This is a genomic window from Natroniella sulfidigena, from assembly GCF_023223645.1.
In the GTDB taxonomy this organism is placed as follows: Bacteria; Bacillota; Halanaerobiia; order Halobacteroidales; family Halobacteroidaceae; genus Natroniella; species Natroniella sulfidigena.
In genome coordinates this window covers 87319-105387 of record NZ_JALKBY010000005.1, presented here as the reverse complement: position 1 = coordinate 105387, position 18069 = coordinate 87319, and the positions used below count along the sequence as shown (strand labels likewise).

Annotated in this window: 22 protein-coding genes; 8 read left to right on the top strand and 14 right to left on the bottom strand. The window is 33.9% G+C overall.

The genetic code is table 11. The features are described from left to right. Positions 1–56: 56 nt before the first annotated feature. A complete protein-coding gene (locus tag MWH28_RS04905) occupies positions 57–509 on the bottom strand; it encodes a hypothetical protein (RefSeq protein ID WP_248618180.1) in 453 nt (150 codons plus the stop codon). A 299-nt stretch (positions 510–808) separates the two neighbouring features. On the opposite strand from MWH28_RS04905, the gene MWH28_RS04900 reads away from it, so the two are divergent. The 3 genes from MWH28_RS04900 to MWH28_RS04890 are packed head-to-tail and all read left to right on the top strand — an operon-like array spanning position 809 to position 4594. Next, entirely contained in the window at positions 809–2362 is a 1554-nt protein-coding gene (locus MWH28_RS04900) for a spore germination protein (protein ID WP_248618179.1), read from the top strand. Between the two features lie 35 nt (positions 2363–2397). Further along, the gene (locus tag MWH28_RS04895; protein WP_248618178.1) at positions 2398–3483 is read left to right on the top strand and encodes a Ger(x)C family spore germination protein; all 1086 of its coding nucleotides are present in this window, start codon (positions 2398–2400) and stop codon (positions 3481–3483) included. A gap of 25 nt (positions 3484–3508) precedes the next feature. Beyond that, positions 3509–4594: a GerAB/ArcD/ProY family transporter gene (locus tag MWH28_RS04890; protein ID WP_248618177.1), complete on the top strand. Its 1086-nt coding sequence runs from the start codon at positions 3509–3511 to the stop codon at positions 4592–4594. Positions 4595–4642: 48 nt separating this feature from the next. Here the strand turns inward: MWH28_RS04890 and MWH28_RS04885 are convergent, their stop codons facing one another. Further along, positions 4643–4798: a DUF1540 domain-containing protein gene (locus MWH28_RS04885; protein WP_248618176.1), complete on the bottom strand. Its 156-nt coding sequence runs from the start codon at positions 4796–4798 to the stop codon at positions 4643–4645. A 135-nt stretch (positions 4799–4933) separates the two neighbouring features. On the opposite strand from MWH28_RS04885, the gene MWH28_RS04880 reads away from it, so the two are divergent. Genes MWH28_RS04880 through MWH28_RS04870 form a run of 3 tightly spaced genes read left to right on the top strand, consistent with a single transcriptional unit; the run spans position 4934 to position 5965 of the window. After that, the gene (locus tag MWH28_RS04880; RefSeq protein ID WP_248618175.1) at positions 4934–5098 is read left to right on the top strand and encodes a spore coat associated protein CotJA; all 165 of its coding nucleotides are present in this window, start codon (positions 4934–4936) and stop codon (positions 5096–5098) included. A gap of 33 nt (positions 5099–5131) precedes the next feature. After that, positions 5132–5383 carry a spore coat protein CotJB gene (locus tag MWH28_RS04875; RefSeq protein ID WP_248618174.1) on the top strand — a complete coding sequence of 84 codons (252 nt, stop codon included), beginning with the start codon at positions 5132–5134 and terminating at the stop codon, positions 5381–5383. A gap of 15 nt (positions 5384–5398) precedes the next feature. Continuing rightward, positions 5399–5965 (top strand): manganese catalase family protein, encoded by a 567-nt coding sequence (locus tag MWH28_RS04870; protein WP_248618173.1) that lies wholly within the window; start codon positions 5399–5401, stop codon positions 5963–5965. Positions 5966–6062: 97 nt separating this feature from the next. On the opposite strand, the gene MWH28_RS04865 is transcribed toward MWH28_RS04870, so the two are convergent. From MWH28_RS04865 to MWH28_RS04810, 12 genes are all read right to left on the bottom strand, one after another. After that, positions 6063–7187 (bottom strand): glycosyltransferase family 4 protein, encoded by a 1125-nt coding sequence (locus MWH28_RS04865; protein WP_248618172.1) that lies wholly within the window; start codon positions 7185–7187, stop codon positions 6063–6065. A gap of 118 nt (positions 7188–7305) precedes the next feature. Further along, complete coding sequence (locus MWH28_RS04860) at positions 7306–7830, bottom strand: phosphatase PAP2 family protein (RefSeq protein WP_248618171.1); 525 nt, start codon at positions 7828–7830, stop codon at positions 7306–7308. Between the two features lie 83 nt (positions 7831–7913). Continuing rightward, positions 7914–8336 carry a C40 family peptidase gene (locus tag MWH28_RS04855; protein WP_248618170.1) on the bottom strand — a complete coding sequence of 141 codons (423 nt, stop codon included), beginning with the start codon at positions 8334–8336 and terminating at the stop codon, positions 7914–7916. Between the two features lie 78 nt (positions 8337–8414). Beyond that, positions 8415–9053, bottom strand: a complete 639-nt coding sequence (gene spoIIR, locus MWH28_RS04850) for a stage II sporulation protein R (protein WP_248618169.1) — start codon at positions 9051–9053, stop codon at positions 8415–8417. Then, complete coding sequence (sigG, locus tag MWH28_RS04845) at positions 9053–9832, bottom strand: RNA polymerase sporulation sigma factor SigG (protein ID WP_248618168.1); 780 nt, start codon at positions 9830–9832, stop codon at positions 9053–9055. The genes spoIIR and sigG overlap by 1 nt, the downstream gene beginning before the upstream one ends. Before the next feature lie 180 nt (positions 9833–10012). Then, on the bottom strand, positions 10013–11890 hold the full coding sequence (cooS, locus tag MWH28_RS04840) for an anaerobic carbon-monoxide dehydrogenase catalytic subunit (RefSeq protein ID WP_248618167.1): 1878 nt from the start codon (positions 11888–11890) through the stop codon (positions 10013–10015). A gap of 87 nt (positions 11891–11977) precedes the next feature. Next, positions 11978–12382 (bottom strand): RrF2 family transcriptional regulator, encoded by a 405-nt coding sequence (locus MWH28_RS04835; protein ID WP_248618166.1) that lies wholly within the window; start codon positions 12380–12382, stop codon positions 11978–11980. Positions 12383–12500: 118 nt separating this feature from the next. Beyond that, the gene (locus MWH28_RS04830; protein ID WP_248618165.1) at positions 12501–13016 is read right to left on the bottom strand and encodes a carboxymuconolactone decarboxylase family protein; all 516 of its coding nucleotides are present in this window, start codon (positions 13014–13016) and stop codon (positions 12501–12503) included. 115 nt (positions 13017–13131) lie between these two features. Then, entirely contained in the window at positions 13132–13338 is a 207-nt protein-coding gene (locus MWH28_RS04825) for a cold-shock protein (protein ID WP_248618206.1), read from the bottom strand. Positions 13339–13565: 227 nt separating this feature from the next. Beyond that, the gene (gene brxL, locus MWH28_RS04820) at positions 13566–15506 is read right to left on the bottom strand and encodes a BREX system Lon protease-like protein BrxL (RefSeq protein ID WP_248618164.1); all 1941 of its coding nucleotides are present in this window, start codon (positions 15504–15506) and stop codon (positions 13566–13568) included. Between the two features lie 268 nt (positions 15507–15774). Then, positions 15775–16305, bottom strand: a complete 531-nt coding sequence (locus tag MWH28_RS04815) for an Hsp20/alpha crystallin family protein (RefSeq protein WP_248618163.1) — start codon at positions 16303–16305, stop codon at positions 15775–15777. A 70-nt stretch (positions 16306–16375) separates the two neighbouring features. Then, on the bottom strand, positions 16376–16738 hold the full coding sequence (locus MWH28_RS04810; protein WP_248618162.1) for an Hsp20/alpha crystallin family protein: 363 nt from the start codon (positions 16736–16738) through the stop codon (positions 16376–16378). A gap of 162 nt (positions 16739–16900) precedes the next feature. On the opposite strand from MWH28_RS04810, the gene MWH28_RS04805 reads away from it, so the two are divergent. Then, complete coding sequence (locus MWH28_RS04805) at positions 16901–17878, top strand: SDH family Clp fold serine proteinase (RefSeq protein WP_248618161.1); 978 nt, start codon at positions 16901–16903, stop codon at positions 17876–17878. 18 nt (positions 17879–17896) lie between these two features. Next, positions 17897–18061, top strand: a complete 165-nt coding sequence (locus MWH28_RS04800; RefSeq protein WP_248618160.1) for a hypothetical protein — start codon at positions 17897–17899, stop codon at positions 18059–18061. The last annotated feature ends 8 nt before the right edge of the window (positions 18062–18069 follow it).

Sequence of the window (18069 nt, the reverse complement as noted above, 5' to 3'; positions counted from 1 at the left end):
TTTTTAGCCTGAGTCAATTATATCATAAGCAGTTTGTTATTTTAAGTATAATCAGATTAAATAAAGGGACTTGCTAACCAATCTAATAGGGGATATGTCGGTAATGAAATATCTGTTTTAAGCTGGTAAGCAAAATCAAATGTACTATGTAATTTAATCTGTAATTGCTCTCCAGCTTTAGTAAACAAGTTCAAAGAATCTTCAGTTTTATAAATTTCAAGCTCATTGTGAGGAATCTCTAAAGCTAACTCTTGTCCTTGATCGGATTGATCAAGATATAGTTGATATTCAACTATAATCAACATCAACTTCTCTTGATAGCTAACTGCCCTTAAGAATGGAATCGGTTTAGAGATTCCACAGGGATAATCTTCACTTCTAATCCCTGGTACAACACAATCAAATAAGAGCCCTTGCTCTAAAGTAGTTAAGCTATTTAAAAAATTAACTGCTTCTTTACAATCAATCTTCTCTCCTTGCTTGTCAAATTGATCAGTATTAAATGTCATTAACATCTTGCCTCCTTATTATTAAAGTACCCTACTAAATTGATCTTAAACAAAAACCTTGGCTAATTGATATAAAGCGTAACTTCAATTGATAATTGATAGTTTAAAATTGGTAGTTAAAAACCTTCAAAAACTTTGAACTTATGGGCTTGATCTTCAACTCTCAATTATCAATTATCAACTCTCAATTGTTACATAACATTGTAATATAATTCCAAGATAGGGCGTTTAAAATTGTCCCAATAGTATATACTATTAACTAGCTAGAAAAATAAGTACTTATAGAAAGGTAATTACACATGTGGGATAAAATAAAAGATTTTTTTAAATCAAATAATTTTATAAACCGCTTAGACCTTGAAGCAGAAGAAAAAGTCAGCAGTAACCTTGAAGCTAATATTGATTATCTTAAGGATAACTTAGCTCCTAGTAGTGATCTAGTCTTTAGAAGCTTTCATATTGGCCAAAAGAAAGAAATTGATGCTGAGATAATCTATTTTAATGAGCTTATTAATGCAGATATCTTACAAAAAGAGGTTTTAAGATCATTGATGTTTGACTTGGAACTTGATTGTAGTAATAGAACAATTAAAAAAGAGATCAATGATACCCTGATCAATTCAACTATTCCAATTGGAGAGCTTGAAACTACTCAATCTTTAACTAAAGCACTTGAACAACTTCTTAGTGGGGATGTTATCTTATTCATTGAAGGAATCCCTAAAACCTTTATTTTAGGGATTAAAGAATTAGAAAAAAGAGAGGTACAAACTCCACAGATAGAAGCTGTTACTAGAGGCCCTCAAGAATCATTTATTGAACCTTTATCAACCAATATCTCTTTGATTAGGAGAAGAATAAAAGATAATAATCTGATGATCGATATTAAACAGATTGGAGAACGAACCAAAACCGATCTAGCTATCATCTATATTGATGACATAGTAGATCAAGATATAATTAAAAAAGTCAGGGATAGATTGGAGAGTATTGAGATTGATGGAGTCTTAGAAATCGGCTATATCAATCAATCTTTTCGAGATAACTGGGCATCACCTTTCCCACAATTTCAGACGACAGAACGCCCTGATAAAGCATTAGCTAATCTGTTAGAGGGAAAGGTAGTCTTATTATTGGATGGATCACCTTTTGCCAGTATTATGCCAACAACCTTTATTCAATTTCTTCAATCACCTGAGGATTATTATGATCACTTTTATATTGCTAGTTTATTGCGACTCTTTCGAGTAGCTGCTACTTTTATAACAATCAGTCTTCCTGCGATCTATATCTCTTTGGTTTCTTTCCACCATGAGCTTTTACCGAGAGAGCTAGCATTATCGCTTGCTACAGCAAGGGAAGGGGTTCCTTTTCCTTCAGTTTTGGAAGCATTTATTATGGAGATAAGCTTAGAGTTTTTACGGGAAGCAGGGATTAGATTGCCCGGGCCAATTGGACAGACGATTGGAATTGTAGGTGGTTTAATCTTAGGAGAAGCTGCAGTAGATGCAGGGCTGGTCAGTCCTCCGATGGTAATTGTGGTTGCCCTAACAGCAATCGCTTCTTTTGTTATTCCTAGCTACTCTGCAACAATCCCACTTAGGTTATTGAGATTTTCAATGATGTTATTGGCTGCTGTATTTAGTACCTATGGTTTAATGATTGGATGGCTTTTGATCTTGATCCATCTTTGTAGCTTAGAAAGCCTTGGAGTACCCTATTTTGCTCCCTTTGCTCCAATTAAGCTGACTGATCTAAAGGATAGTTTCATCAAATTCCCTCTTAAGTTTATGGGTAAAAGACCTGAATCGACTCCTACTCAACAGAAAAAAAGGCAACCTGACAAAGAATGATCCACTACCAGTTAGTATGAAAGGAAGATTTGTCTATGCAAAATAAAATCAAAATCATAACCTTACTTTTAATTCTAATGCTAATAGTAGGCTGTTGGGATGTTAGCGAGATAGATCGGACAAGGTTTCCAACCTATATTACATTTGACCAGAAAGCTGATGATGTTTATCGCTTTTCAACCAAAATTCCTGTTTTGAAGGAGGAAGCCCCTGAAGATGTTAGTAATTTCAGATTCAGTGGTCCTTCTTTTTATTCTGGATTTAAAGATCTACAACCTAGAGTCATGGGTAAGATCTCATTAGCACTGTTAAGAATAGCAATCTTTAGTGAAGCCGTAGCTCAAGAAGGACTTAAGCCTCACCTTGATACTTTTTTAAGGGATCCAGTTATACCAGGTAGTACATTATTTGCAATTACTCCTGGCAGAGCTGACGAAATTATTGATATTGAGGTTGCTCCTACTAATGATATCGGCGAATATTTAGAGTTGCTATTTAATGGAGGCACTGATGATCTAATCTTACTAGAGACAACATTAAATGATTTCTTTATTTCACTGCTGACTACAGGAGTTGATCCGATCATCCCCTTACTTAAATATGGGACAGATGATATGGAAGTTAAAGGGGCAGGTATCTTTCAAAACGATCGAATGGTTGGTCAATTAAGTGAAAAAGAGGTACGGGCTTTGACACTGGTTAAAGAAAAAGGTCTTAAAGGAGAAATCGAAATCAAGGTTGAAGATGAGATTGTCAACTATTATATCCAAAATAATAGAGCTAAGATCGAGCCTAGCTCAAAAGATGGTCGACTTAAATTCCAGATTGAATTGACCTTAGATGTTGATATTGATGAAGATACCAACTTTAGACGATTGATTGATAGCCCTTCGACTATTGAAAGATTAGAAGAGGAGTTAAACTCAAATTTAAAAAGAGAAATCTACCTTTTATTTGATACTTTACAAGAATTAAAGAGCGATCCTATAGGCTTAGGTCAAATCACACGGGCCAAACGTTTCGACTTATTTGATCCCGATGAGTGGAGACAAGATTTTAGTAGAGCAGAGATAGAGGTTGATATCAACTCTAGAATCAGACGGTTAGGAATTGCTACTTAAATTTATTGAGCAAAGGAGGAGTAGTATGGAACTTAGTAAGATAAAAAGAGAACAGATCTCAAATCGACAATTGATCTTCATTATTATTCATAATGCTGTGGGAACAGGATTCTTATCTCTACCACGCTCTTTAGCTGAAGTAGCCCAACGTGATAGCTGGTTACCAGTCATTATATCCGGGATACTCTGGAGTGGTGGCTTCTTTCTGATTTATAAACTGGCGATCAAATTTCCTAATGATACACTGGTTGGTTATAGTGATAAGATTGTTGGCCCGTATCTTGGTAAGATAATCAGCCTCAGTTATATTCTATATGCTACATTAGTAACAGGCCTTATCGCAAGAATTTCTATGACCGTCTTAGCCAGTGTCAATCTACCTGACACACCCATACCAGTTACATTAAGCCTCTTTTTATTCACAGGGTTTTATTTGGTTAGCCAAGGAACCAAGGCTTTAGCTAGATTGGATGAGTTTCTCTTTTTTGGTTTAACGCCCCTCTTTCTTGTCTTAGCTCCGATGGCTTTTAATGTTGATTGGATCAATTTTCGACCAATGTTCCAAAGTGAGCCTCTTGAGATTATAGAAGCTACATATCTTACAATGTATAGTTTTCTGGCAGTTGATATCATGTTTATTATCTTTCCCTTTGTCGAAGAACAAAAAAAGGCTTTAAAATCATCATTAATTGGATTATTTATTGTTACTTTGACCTATCTTTTCATCACAGTCTTGGTAGTGGGCTTTTATGGAATAGAGGCCATCCAATATATTACTTGGCCTACTCTTAGTATACTTAAAGCATTAAATGTTCCGTTCTTTGGTCGATTAGAGTTCTTTTTCTTCTTCTTATGGATTGCTATTGCCTTTACTAGCTTTGCTCCTTACTTTTATATAAGTAGCTATGGCTTAGCTGATCTATTCAATTTCAAGCATCAAAACTACAGTAGTTTCATTCTACTTCCGATTATTGCTTTCGTTGCTTTCTTCCCTAAAAATCTATTGGAGATATTCAGCTTCATGGAACTCATAGCTACGGTAGGACTCGCTTTAACCTTCGGAATTCCACTACTCTTTTTAACCATTATTAAACTTAGAGGTTTGGATTGACAAATTATTTAAAGGCCACAATTTTAACTGTGACCTTTAATCAAAAGCTTATTGATTTTCAAAAGTCTGACAATTAGTCTTTTCAAATCGCTCTGCTTGATTTCCACCATCATCCACATTAACCTCTATCGCTGAAGCTGTACAGTGTTCTTGTTCCCAATACCTACAGTTGCTTACATTACATTTTACATTATCTAATGTCATTGCTCTTCCCCCCTTACAAATTTATTATTTGAAAAAGAAAAAATAATATACCATTTATTTATTCTAAAAAATTTAGTTAACACTTTGATGATTTAGTGAATATGATGTACTAAATTATTTCAAGGAGGGTAACTAATGGTACTAAGTAGAGGAAAATTAGTAAATGAGGAACACTTAGAGTTAAGATTAGCTGAGGCATATGTTCCATTTCAAACTTACGAAGAACATTATTCACCAGGAAAGGGCTTAAGACAAGGAACAATCTTTCCTGAGCTCGATCTACCTTATATGAGAAAATAATGACTACTTTTAATTTGAATTGGAGGTGAAATAATGACTCGAGAAGAGCTTAGACTACTTAGAGAAATTCAAGCATTAGAATTTACTGTTCTTGAATTTGCTTTATATTTAGATACTCACTTAGACGATCAAGCTGCATTAGAAGAGTATAATGACTATGCTCAACAGCTTAGAGAGGCGCGAATGGAGTATCAAGACAGATATGGCCCATTGCATATTATGCATCCTAGTGACTATCCATGGGAGTATCCAGAAAGTCCATGGCCATGGCAAATTGAATATTAAAAAGGAGGAAAAAGAATGTGGAGATATGAAAAGATACTTCAATATCCAGTCAGGGTTTCAAGAACTGACTTAAGCTTAGCTAAATTATTATCTGCTCAATATGGTGGTCCAGATAGTGAGTTATCAGCAGGACTTAGATACTTAACCCAAAGGTATGTGATTCCAACTGATGAGGCTAAAGCAATCTTGACCGATATAGGGACAGAGGAGTTGGCCCATTGGGAAATTATTGGTACACTAATCTATAAACTAACTGAAGGAGTTCCTGTGCAAAGGTTACGCAGAGCAGGTCTAGGAGCTGATTATGCCCAACATGGGCGAGCAATCTATCCTAGCGATGCTACAGGCGTACCCTGGACAGCATCTTACATCCAAGCTCATGAAGACCCTATAGCTACTTTACATGAAAATATGGCTGCTGAACAGAAAGCAAGAGCAACTTATGAAAATTTAATTGATTTAAGTAATGATGCTGGAGTAATTGACACCCTTACTTTCCTAAGAAAAAGGGAAGTAGTTCATTTTCAACGCTTCGGAGAGGCTTTGAATATTGTTCGAGATTATCTTGACAATGAAGGGTAATTGATATTTAGTGTCAGTGTGAGTAGTGTGTGTGAGTAAAAGCAAAACATTAGACCTTATGGTTTTGACCTCACTCACACACATGACTGACACTTTTTTATCTATCTATCGCTTCCTGATAATCAGCCACCAACTTATTAAATACTTCCTCCCAAGACTTACTAAGTGAGTATTCTCTAGCATTTGTAGCCAATTTATCTCGTAACTGCTCCTTCTCAATCAACAATTTTAACTTAGCTGTAAACTCTTGACTGCAATTTTCTTGACAAGCTAAGCCATTATAATTATCAATCAAATTTTCCTTAACACCACCTGCCCAAATACCAACAACCGGTAATCCTGAAGCCATAGCTTCTAAAACAACATTACCATAAGTTTCAGTTACAGAAGGGAAAACAAAGATATCAGCAGTAGCATAGATCTTTCTCAACTTCTTACCGGTTAAATAGCCAGTAAAGGTAACATTGTTAGGAGCGTCTTGTTTTAACTTTTCATTCAACGGGCCATCTCCTGTGATAACCAATTCAATCTGCTCTTGATAATCTTCATTTAACTCTCTTAAACTCTTAAATAGTAATTCTAGATTCTTCTCTAAAGCTAAACGACCTACATATAACAAGGTTAACTTATCTTTTAACTGGTAAACCTCTTTTAATCTTTCATCTTCCAGCTGAGGTGAAAATAACTCAGTATCGATTCCTCGCTCCCAGAGCTTTAAATCTTTAATTCCTTGTTCGGCTAACTTTTGTAAGGTGTCTTGAGAGGGACAGAAATTACATTGACAATGGCTGTGAAACCACCTGAAAAATTTCCAGATTGGCCCTGCTAAAAAATCAAGATGATAATAATCAAGATATTTTATAAAACTAGTATGATAAGAAGCTACTACTGGAACATCATGACTAATAGCATACTTCAAACCAAACAGACCTAAATTAAAAGGGGTTATTAAATGAATTAAATCAGGCTGATAAGTTGCTAATTTATCTTTGATCTTAAAATAATTAGGAACAGCTAGTTTACACTCTGGATATAAGAAAAAGTTAAAGCTGAGTATTCTCTGAATATTCTCTTCAAGCTCTAGCGGCTTTTGATCATTATCAGGGCCAAAGATTATATAATCAACCCCTGCTTGTTCAAAATAATCAATCATCCTACTTAAGGTCTTAGTTACCCCATTAATCTGTGGTAAAAAGGTATCAGTAAATATAGCTACCTTCATTAATTTTACCTCCATTTTTATTCTCTTATTAATTGCTATGCTCAAATCAGCCAACTAATAAGTTACAGAAGTAAAATAAAAAAAGCTAACCCTCAGGTTAGCCAATTAAAAATTCATTTTAAATTAAAGCATAGGCCCACTTTGAAAAATAAATACCAATTGCTGCCCCAGTTAATATATCAGAAGGATAATGTACTCCAATATAAGCTCTAGAAACACCAACTAATCCAGCAATCATTTTAAACCATAAGCTGAAATCAGGAAAATTAAATCCCAAAACAATTGCTACTGAAAAGATAGCTGTCGTATGACCAGAAGGAAAAGAACGCATACAAAATGGTGGGTTGACTAGATTTACCTCTTTTAATGCTTTATACGGTCGATTTCGGTCAACGATCATCTTAATCACTTGGACTACTATTCCACTACTCACTAAAGCTAACAAAACTTGCCATCCAGTCTCTTTTAATCTTCCATCACCGAAAGCAACCAGAAAAATTGTTAAGCTACAAGTAAACAATGCTCCCCCTAAATGAGTTATTCGAGGCATTATTAAGTCCAATAGTTTACACTTTAATTTATGGTTAAATAAATAAAATAACTCGATATCCCCATTAATAATCCTCTGTAATAACATTCTCATCCATATGCACCTCTCTTCTTGATACTACATATTATATTATATTTCTCACTCAGACTCAATATTAAATTCAAAATTATCTTAATTTATTTGATCAACCTTCTTGCTCCAGCAAACTTCTTGCGCCAGAAGCGATTAAATGAAGCAACCTCTACATTTCTTTTCTGTAAAATATGGATGAATTCACTATCATTAATCATTACCCCTGAATGGGTTACTACATCAGGCAATAATTCAAAGTAGACCAGATCTAGTGCCTGTAAATCATCAAAATCAACTGCCCTTCCTACTTTTAATAACTCTCTTAAATAAATACTAGGATCTTCTCGATACCACTCTCTAGAATATGTTCTATCCTTCTCAGAAAGATCAATCCCAAACTCTTGATAAAAAAAGATAATCAGACCCAAACAGTCTAAACCCCTTAAAGAACGTCCGTTATGTTTATAAGGAATGTTACGATATTTATTGACTATTTCTCCTATTTTATCATCAAATTTCCTAGTCATAATTCCGCTCCTTTCACTAATTATTCAAATAATTTATTATTATTATATGTAATAATTAGCAATTAGTGCAGATTTAATTTAATTATCAGCGCTAAGTATATTAGCTAAATTAATTGAGCTTAATCTATCTTTAACCCATTGATGATTCTCTTCTAAATACTCTACTGATTTTAATTTAAATTCAAAATCAAGCTCATCATCACCTGAATTATTAAATTCTTTTTCATTAGATTTAGTTGAGTCAATGAAACATAATGGAGGAAATAAGACACACCACCAATTCTCCCCATCCCCTTGTCCAATTGTTATTTCTAATGCTTTATAATTTCCTTCATCTAAAGTTAAATTTCCATAAGTCCTAGTCGGAAAAAAAAGCTCTGTTATATTTAAATCAACTTGATAATCATAGCCTTTAGCTTGAATATTCTCTTCTATCAACCCTGTCAATTCTGCTTGATTATTGACTAATTTTTCTTGGGCCTGACTTACATCTGTTTCCTCTTTTAATAAGTTTTGGGTCATAGTTGTTATTTGCTCTTTTATCTCACGTTTCAATACTTGATCAGCAATAGAATTACTATTAGGAACAATATGTAACCTTAATAAATCTTCCTTTTGATAATCATCATCTACCAAAACAAAAGCTTGACTACTAGCCCACAAAATTAATACTACTAGAATAATACTTACACTGATTACTAATCTAACTCGCTTCATTATTTTTCCTCCTTAGTTGCAGCAGCCTTATGTAATTTGTTAATTGCCCGTTTTTGTAGCCTAGAAATCTGTGCTTGTGAAACACCAATTCGCTCTGCTACTTCAGCTTGAGTTCTCCCTTGATAAAACCTAAGTTTAATAATCAATCTTTCTCGAGCTGTTAAAACCTTAAGTGCTTCTCTAACATTAATCTCATCTGTCAACTCCAAGTTTTCTTCTTCGCTAAGTTGGTCAACTAATCTAATTGGTTCACCTTCATCTTCAAAAACAGGCTTAAATAATGAAATAGGACTTTTAGTAGCTTCTAAGGCATAAACAACCTCTTCTCTTGACATATCTAATTTCTCTGCAATTTGATCTAGAGTTGGTTCTTCAGCATTCTTCTTTCTCAACCTCTCTTTTAATTGCATAGCCCGATAAGCTGTATTTCTCAAAGAACGACTAATTCTTATTTCACGATTATCCCGTAGATAACGTTTTATCTCTCCAATAATCATTGGTACAGCATAAGTAGAGAATCTAACTCCTTTACTCAGATCAAAATTATCAACTGCTTTCACTAATCCTACACAACCAACCTGAAATAAGTCATCTACCGGATGATTAGTATTTCGATAACGCTGTAAAACACTCAATACTAATTTTAAATTACTACTGATTAATTTTCTTCTCGCTTCTTGCTCTCCAGCATTCATTTGTTCAAAAAGCTCCATCATCTCTTCATTAGATAATACAGGTAACTTTGAAGTATCTACTCCAGTTAACTCAACAGATCCCATACCAACACCCCTTTGCTCTATTTCTATCACCTATTATTAACAGTATTATCCAGAAATATACATTTAATTTTAGAAATTTTTTCTCAAAAAAAGAAAAAGCACTTACTGGATAAATTTATCCAGTAAGTGCTTTAAGATATAATTATAAAATTAGAATCAAAAGGCAAAAACCAACGCTTTTTACACTAAGTCTAATCCAACTCTACGATCATTAATAATGTCTTCTAAGCGATTGACCGTACTCTCTACTTCACCATCAATGATTAACTGCCCTCCAGTAATCTCTGGTAATTTCTCTGTTAAAGTTTCAACAATCACTTCACTCCCTGTTACAAAAGGAGGTGTAGCAAGGTGTAATGGTAACCCTAAAGCCAATCCAAATGCACCATCAGCTAAAGCCTGCTCTTCTAACCATTGAGGAGCAGATAATACTACAGGTAATTGTGGTAGATCAACTTCTAACTCTTTAGCAATCTCAACTGCTACCTGCTCAATTCTTCCAATAGATAAACACGGGCCAAAGTTTAAGACCGGTGGAATTCCTAGCTCTTCACAGACAGCCTGCAAATTATCACCAGCAAATTCTGCTGCAGTTGGAGATACTAAACCACAATTTTGTAAACCTCCTGTTGTACAGCCAGCTGATAAGACCAAGATATCTCGTTTAATCAACTCTTTAGTCATCTCTACAGTAAAGATATCATGCCCTTCTCCTTCTAAGTTAGAACAACCAACTACTGCTGCAACCCCCTTGATCTTTCCTTCAGCGATCAACTCAAGTAGAGGTTGATAATTGCCACCTAAAAAGCCACGCAAAGATCTTTCGCTGACTCCAGCTACAACATCATCAAAGCCATGCTCAGTTGGAATATCAATCTCAACTTGGCCTCTCCGCTGCTGATAACTAATTAGTGCCTGATTAATAATCTCTTCTGTAATTTCCTCAGCTTCTTCAGGCTTAAAATCAATCAAATCGGCAGTTGCTTTCTTAGCTACATCATCGATTGCTAACATCTTGACCTGATAGTCTTTAGCTATCTCTTCTAAGCCTGGTAGTGTACAATTAAACTCAGAGATAACTAAATCAATTCCTCCAGTTGCTAATAATGCTTCACTAGTAAAGTTATTACCAGCATGACCAGCAAAGACTTGCTTATAATGGCTACCTCGTGCTTGTAAATCCTGACCAACACAAGTAGAACCTACAATTTTAAATCCTTTTGCTCCCAGTTTTTGAGCCCTCTTTATTGCTTCTTCTGAAATTAAAGCATCTTGTAAGTGAGCAATCATACTCTGTTGATGGCCAGTTACTACAATATTAATATAATCTTGATCAACAACCTTAAATCCTACTTCTTCTTGAGTAATTTCTGGCTCTCCTACAATAACATCATTTAAGAGATTAGTCAGATGTAAACCATACAATCCAGTAGCAACTCCTAAATTTAAGACCTGCATTAGCATATCAACAGGATCACTTGCTAAGTTAGTACTAGTCTTAACCACCGCATCGAATACTTCAGATTTGGCCCCACCTGGAATAATATCTAACTGATTCCATTCTTCTAATCGCGGTTGATATGCCAACTTATCAACTAACTCCATCTTCTCAAACCTAGGTTTATATAAATCTGCCAGTACCTTATCTGCTACCTCAACAGCCTTTTGCTTTGGACTCTCTGCTTCAACCTCTAACAATTCGGCCAACTCATCTAACATCTCTAACCCTTTCAATTCAGTAGCATACTTTCCTTCTCCAATCTCCTTTAAGTTCTGAGCTGTCGTTTCTAATACATGTAAATAACAACCTGCTCCTGCAGCAACTTGGCGTAGGAAGTTACGAGCTACAATAGTATCAGCATCTGCCCCACAGACTCCTCGGGGACTCTTAGGTGTAATTCGACATGGGCCATTAGCACATAACCTACAACAGACACCTTGTCGACCAAATTTACACTTATTAGCTTGCTGTACCTGCCTATTAAAGGATGTTTCTAGCTCCTTCTTACCTTCCATAAAATCACATAGTTTACAATCAGCTGACTGACACATTTCCATTTTAACCCCTCCTGTTTGTATACTGTTTTAGTAGACTTTAAACTAAAACTTTAACTATACTAATTTAGTATAGTTAAAGTTAAAAAATTAATCCAAAAATTGAGCAAAATTATACTCTGCTAGCTTCTGATTAACTTCCTGCTGAATCTCAGCTAGAGCATTATGAATCTTACATCTATTGGTAGCTCGTTTATTACATTCATCTGGATCAATTAAACAACGATTGACTGTAATCTTACCCTCTACTATCTCTACAATATCTTTTAAAGTAATTTTAGCTGGATCAACTGCTAAAGCATAACCTCCATACTTTCCTCGATAGGATTCGACTACTCCTGCTTGAACTAACTTTCTAAAGATCTTAAGTAAAAAACGCTTAGGAATAACTTCAGCCTCAGAAATAGTTTGAGCATCTACCTTCTCTCCTACTCCCTGCCGGGCCAAATATAAGATAGCTCGAAAGGCATAATCTGTTGCTTGGCTTAATTTCATAATTATTACTTCATCTCCTAGTTATAGTTAATAATTTAGCTTATTTTAAGTATACTAAATCAGTTTACTTTTGTCAAGAATTATTCCTATTAAGATTAAAACCCCACAAAGTGAGGTTTTAATCTAGATCAATAGCTAATATTTCTGTCAGTCGATTAAACCCAGAAAAGAGATCAATCACAGCCACTACCTCTAATAATTCCTCTTCATCTAATCCTAATTGATTAAAATCATCATCGGTTAGCTCCTGATAATTATTGGTAGCTTGATCTACAAAGCTCAAAACTCTACTCTCTAACTCATCTAAATTACTATAATCACTAGCTTTAATCTGATCAAGAACTTCTGTAGAATAGCCTAAACTTTCCAAACCTTGATAGTGCTTAGCAATACAGTATTCAGCCTGATTTATAACTGAAACACGCAAAGCAACCATCTTTTTAAGTTCTACTGATAATGCGCCTTTATTCATCACACTGGTTACTTTATTCCAACTGGCCCGTAGAATATCAGGTTTATGGGCCAACGCCTTAAAGACATTAGGCACCATCTGAAATTGCTCTTCAATCTCTGCAAAGATATCTTTAGTAATTCCTGTTGCTTCTTCACTAGAGATATGCTTTATTCTAGACATGCAACTTATAACCTCCTTTAAAACTAGCATATCCTAGAGTTGAATTATAGATTCAAGCTAAAATTATCCATCAAAAAAACCCAGGTCAAGACCTGAGTTTTAGTAATCTATGTTCTTATAATTTAAATACATTTTCAGCTTGTAAACCTTTTTCAGTTTCTACAACTGAAAACTGAACTTCTTGGCCTTCTTCTAAGTCTTTAAATCCATCTTCTTCAATTGCAGAAAAATGAACAAAAACATCTTCTCCATCTTCTTGCTCAATGAATCCAAATCCTTTTTCAGAGTTGAACCACTTTACAGTTCCAGTTGTTCCACCGATATCATTTTCAACTTCAGATTCTGCTACAACCTCTTTTACATCCTCTTCATCAACAAGACCTGCGTCAGCAAATGCATCTCCCATAATTGATGCCATATCTATCCCTCCTATTTAACTAATGATTAACATTGTTTATAATATTGTTTACATCGTATAATGATAACATTTAAATTTTAAATTGTCAACTAATTTAAGCAATTTTTTTGATAAAGTTCTAAAAAATATAATCAGACCTTAATAAAATAAGGAGCATAAGCAATCACTTCACTAGGAACTTCAATAAAAATATTATCCTTTTGCAATGGCAATAAAGTTTTAACCTTTCCTGTTTCACTCTCTACTTTTAAAGCTTTCAAAGTAAAGTTTGATTTTGCTTTACGATACAGACTACTCTCTTCTGTAATTAATAAACCATTAGGGACTGATTTATTATTTAACAAAGAATACACTGCAATTAAGAAAGCATTACTAATATCAGCAGTTACTTGATGCATCAAAGAGGTAACCTTAACATAAAAATCATTCTGTTCAACTTTATTTTTTAATCTTAGATTTAACTTTCTATTTTTCAAATGAAGAAATGTCTTTCTAATCTGTTTTTTTAAGTTATGATCTAACTGACCAGTAAAAAGCAACTTTCCCTGGCCTGCTTTTATCTTGATCTCTAATTTAAGCAGAGCAAATTTTTGGCTTTCAAGAATTTGGCCAATATAGACTGTTCCTGGCTTGGCTAACTCACGCCTATACCCTGTATCCATTCTCTGCTCAGGAAGATAAATATGAAATTGTTGTCCACTCTCTTGTTCTACATAATTAAAACTGGTCTCTTCATATTCAAACGGAGCCATCTTGATTAGTTGTTCTTTAACCCTCTTTCTTCCTTCTAAAGCAAGATCTAAATAACTTCTTAAATCTTTTTGATCAAATTTCCCATGCGGATGTAGTAATTTTAAAAAACCAGCTACAGTCTTTTTGACAGCTCGCTTATCACGGACATCCATCTTCTGATCAAACTCAAAATGCTCATCTAACACTCCTTTGAAATCTAACTCTCTCAATTCAGCTAAAGCTTGGGCTAGATAAGAACTCTGTAAGCCATAATGGGTAGTAAAGCAATCTTCTTTTAATCGCTCCATCTCCCAGCCAGGTAAATAAAAATGAAAACGATCAATCAAGGCTATATCTTGCATTACTTGTGGCAAAGGCTTAAATAAATGGCTTTGATTTATTAAGACAGAAATATCCTGATTTATATTTCCTAAAAAGACCATTGATGCCTCAGCAACAATCTCTTCTTGGCCCCGACTAAAGGAACCTGATTCCATATAATCTTTTAAAATCTGTACTGCAGTTTTATCTTTAAAATCAATATAAGCTACTTCATCAAAAGCAACTACATCCCATTTGCCTACTAAACCTACTTGCTTAGTTCCCATATTATAAAAGAGATTAGCGACTGTAGTCTTACCTCCCGAAACCAGGATAGATTGTTCAGATAATTGGCGATAAGTATAAGATTTACCCGTTCCTCGTGAGCCTAATTCAATAAAATTATAATTTTTTTCTACAAAGGAAATTAATCTACTTAAATAAAGCAACTTCTTTCTCTCTGAGAGATCTAGCGGTTCAAATCCAATACTTCTAAGCAAAAAGCAACGCCATTGAAAATCAGTAAACTCTTCTCGCTTCTCTTTAAATTCTTCTAAATCAAAATTAGTATTATAAATAGGAGTCAACTCTGTTATTTCAAATTTATTCTGATCCTCAAGATAGCTAACAGAAACTTTGGCCCATACTCCATTCTCTAATAAACCAGGATATTTTTTCACAACCTCTTGTTTAATCTTTGCTTTTTTAAGACCTAAGTTCAATACTTGAGCTTCGTATTCAGCCTTATTTCTTATTTTAACCATAATTTTATCTATAATCATCTGATCTGCTTGTCTAATCTTATTTTGAACTTTTAAATCATCCTTAGTCTTAACCACTTGTTGGTTCAATAGTTGCTCAATTTCATCCAAGCTAGTCTCATCATCTTGGTAGGTTAAGATTAAATTTTCAATTAAATAAGTTGGCAAGCTCAAATTACCCTTAAACTGTTGAACTAATTCTTTGTCAATAATCTGTTTTGGAAAAACTCGTTCTGCTTTATTATCTATTAGTGCCATCTTGATATATCACCACTTTATTTAAATTAAATTCTTCCCTGTTTATACTTCTAGATAACTACTACAATAACCTGCAAGAAGCTACAGCAACCTTGAATTTCCTAACCAATCATTGAATAAATATCTAACAAGATAGAATAAGCTAACTAAAAATAATAACTTTTATTCAAATTATCAATTTCAATTGCAGTTGCATTGACTTTTTCTTTTTTCAACAAAAACAAAAGAGCCTTTAGCAAATGCTAAAGGCCCTTTAAAAAATTATTTATTATTCATTAACATTTACTTGCAATTGCTTACGAGCACTTGTCTCTCTTTTAGGCATTCTAATTCTTAAAACACCATTAGAATAGCTAGCATCTATTGCTTCTGCTCTAATAGTAGTTGGCAAAGGAATTGTACGATGAAGACTGCTTGTCTGATTTCCAATAAATGATTGAGCAGAAATAGACACAGAATCTTCTGTCGCAGTTAAATCAATATTATTAGGATTAGCATTTTGCATGCTACATGCAACCACTAAATCATTTTGTGTTTCAGAAATATCTATACTTGGTTGAAAGATGGATTGTTGTCCTCCCTGCATATATGAACCTGAACCAGAAAGATTATTGTTTTGTTGGAATTGTCCTCCAGTTTGCTGAGCAGTATTCATTGCAGTAGCAACTGGCTGTAAGCGATAATTCCAGGCATTAGATGTAAAACCTTGATTATAACCCATCATTCCACTTTGTAAATTTTGACCAACAAAAGCTTGACCTTGACCTAAGAACTGACTCTGATTTTGAGTATGATGCATATAATTTACCTCCTGCTTTATTTTGTATTTAACTCTACTAGTTATAATCTACTTAAATTAGCAAAAGTATTCAGGATTTTTTGATTTTAGGAAAGGTAACTTCTAACAATCCGGCTTTGAAATTTGCTTCCGCTGCATCTACTTCTACTTGTAAAGGAAGGGATAATTCCCTAAAAAAGATTCCCCGAGTGGATTCTTGGTGTAAAATTTCTTTTTCTTTATAATCTTTACTTTCAGCCATGATAAATACTTTATCTGTAGATAATTCTACATTTAAATCTTTTTCTTCAATCCCAGGTAGTTGATAGATATAATAGATCTGCTCCTTATCCTCTAAAATATCTACTTGTGGTGTAATATATTTTGGCTTCATATAACTAGAAACACCTGTTAAATACTTATTCTCTGAACTTTGCAGATCAAAATCAACCATTTTATGACCTCCCAATTTAACTCATAACCTTTTCAACTAATTAATAAATCCTTAAACTTAGTATTGCTTAAATTTGAATATTTATAATCAAATGATACATAAAAAGAACCTTAAATTAAAATACTAGCAAAAAAGAGTTTAATAAGGAGGACTAGTTTTATTGTGGGCCGAGAAAATAGATTAAAGATCATAAATCAAATCAGCAGTTTACGTAACTCAACTGTGCTTAGCTACGTCACTGGAGATAGAAAAAATATCAGTACTAGAATTGCACCTGATGCTATTAAAGTTATTTATCAACATTTAGAAAAAATTTCTCCAAAAGAAAAGATCGATCTATTCATCTATACTAGAGGTGGAGATGTATTAACTCCCTGGCGTTTAATCAATCTAATCAGAGAATATACAGATCATTTCAGTGTATTAGTTCCCTTTCGAGCCTATAGTGCAGGCACATTGATCTGTTTAGGGGCCAACGAAATAGTAATGGGCAAGATGGGAGAGCTAGGGCCAATAGATCCTACAGTAGCTAATGCATTCAATCCACAAAATCCAAATAATCCTACAGCTAAAATCCCAATCAGTGTTGAAGATGTTAGCTCTTATTTAAATTTGGCCCAAGAAAAATTCAACTTAAAAAGTGAAGAGAACTTAATCACAGTCTTTTCACATTTGGCTAATAAAGTCCATCCCTTAGCTTTAGGCAATGTTCATCGTAACTATCTCTTAATCAGATCTACAGCTAAAAAATTACTATCTCTACATCCACTAGGAGAAGATGAAGTAGTTGTTGAAAATATTATTAATTATTTAACTGAAAAACTTTATGCTCATAATTATATGATCTCCCGCCAAGAAGCTAATAAAATTAAATTACCAGTTAAATATCCTAACTCTAAACTAGAAGACTTAATCTGGCGCTTATATGAAGAGTATGAAAGAGATTTAGAATTACAACGTCCCTTTCAACCTTTAGAATATACAGATGAACAGAATCAGTTTAAGGTTAGTGGAGGCTATATAGAGAGTAAGAAAGCTTTAGACTCTTTTACATTTATAGGAAAAATAAATCAGGATAAAATGATGGAAGAACCAGAAGTCAATATAATTCAACAAAAATGGATTCCCTTAATTAGATAAACTTAAGGAGTGATTAGTATGAGAAAGGAATCAGATAAAACCACTCATTATATTATTAATGACAATTCCGGTTACCCTTCTGCTAATTTTTTACCTAATAAACTGAAAGAGAAAGAAGATATTCTTATTATTTCAGAAGACAATAATAAAAGTAGTGGATATATAAGAAAAAATAAACATTAATTAAATCG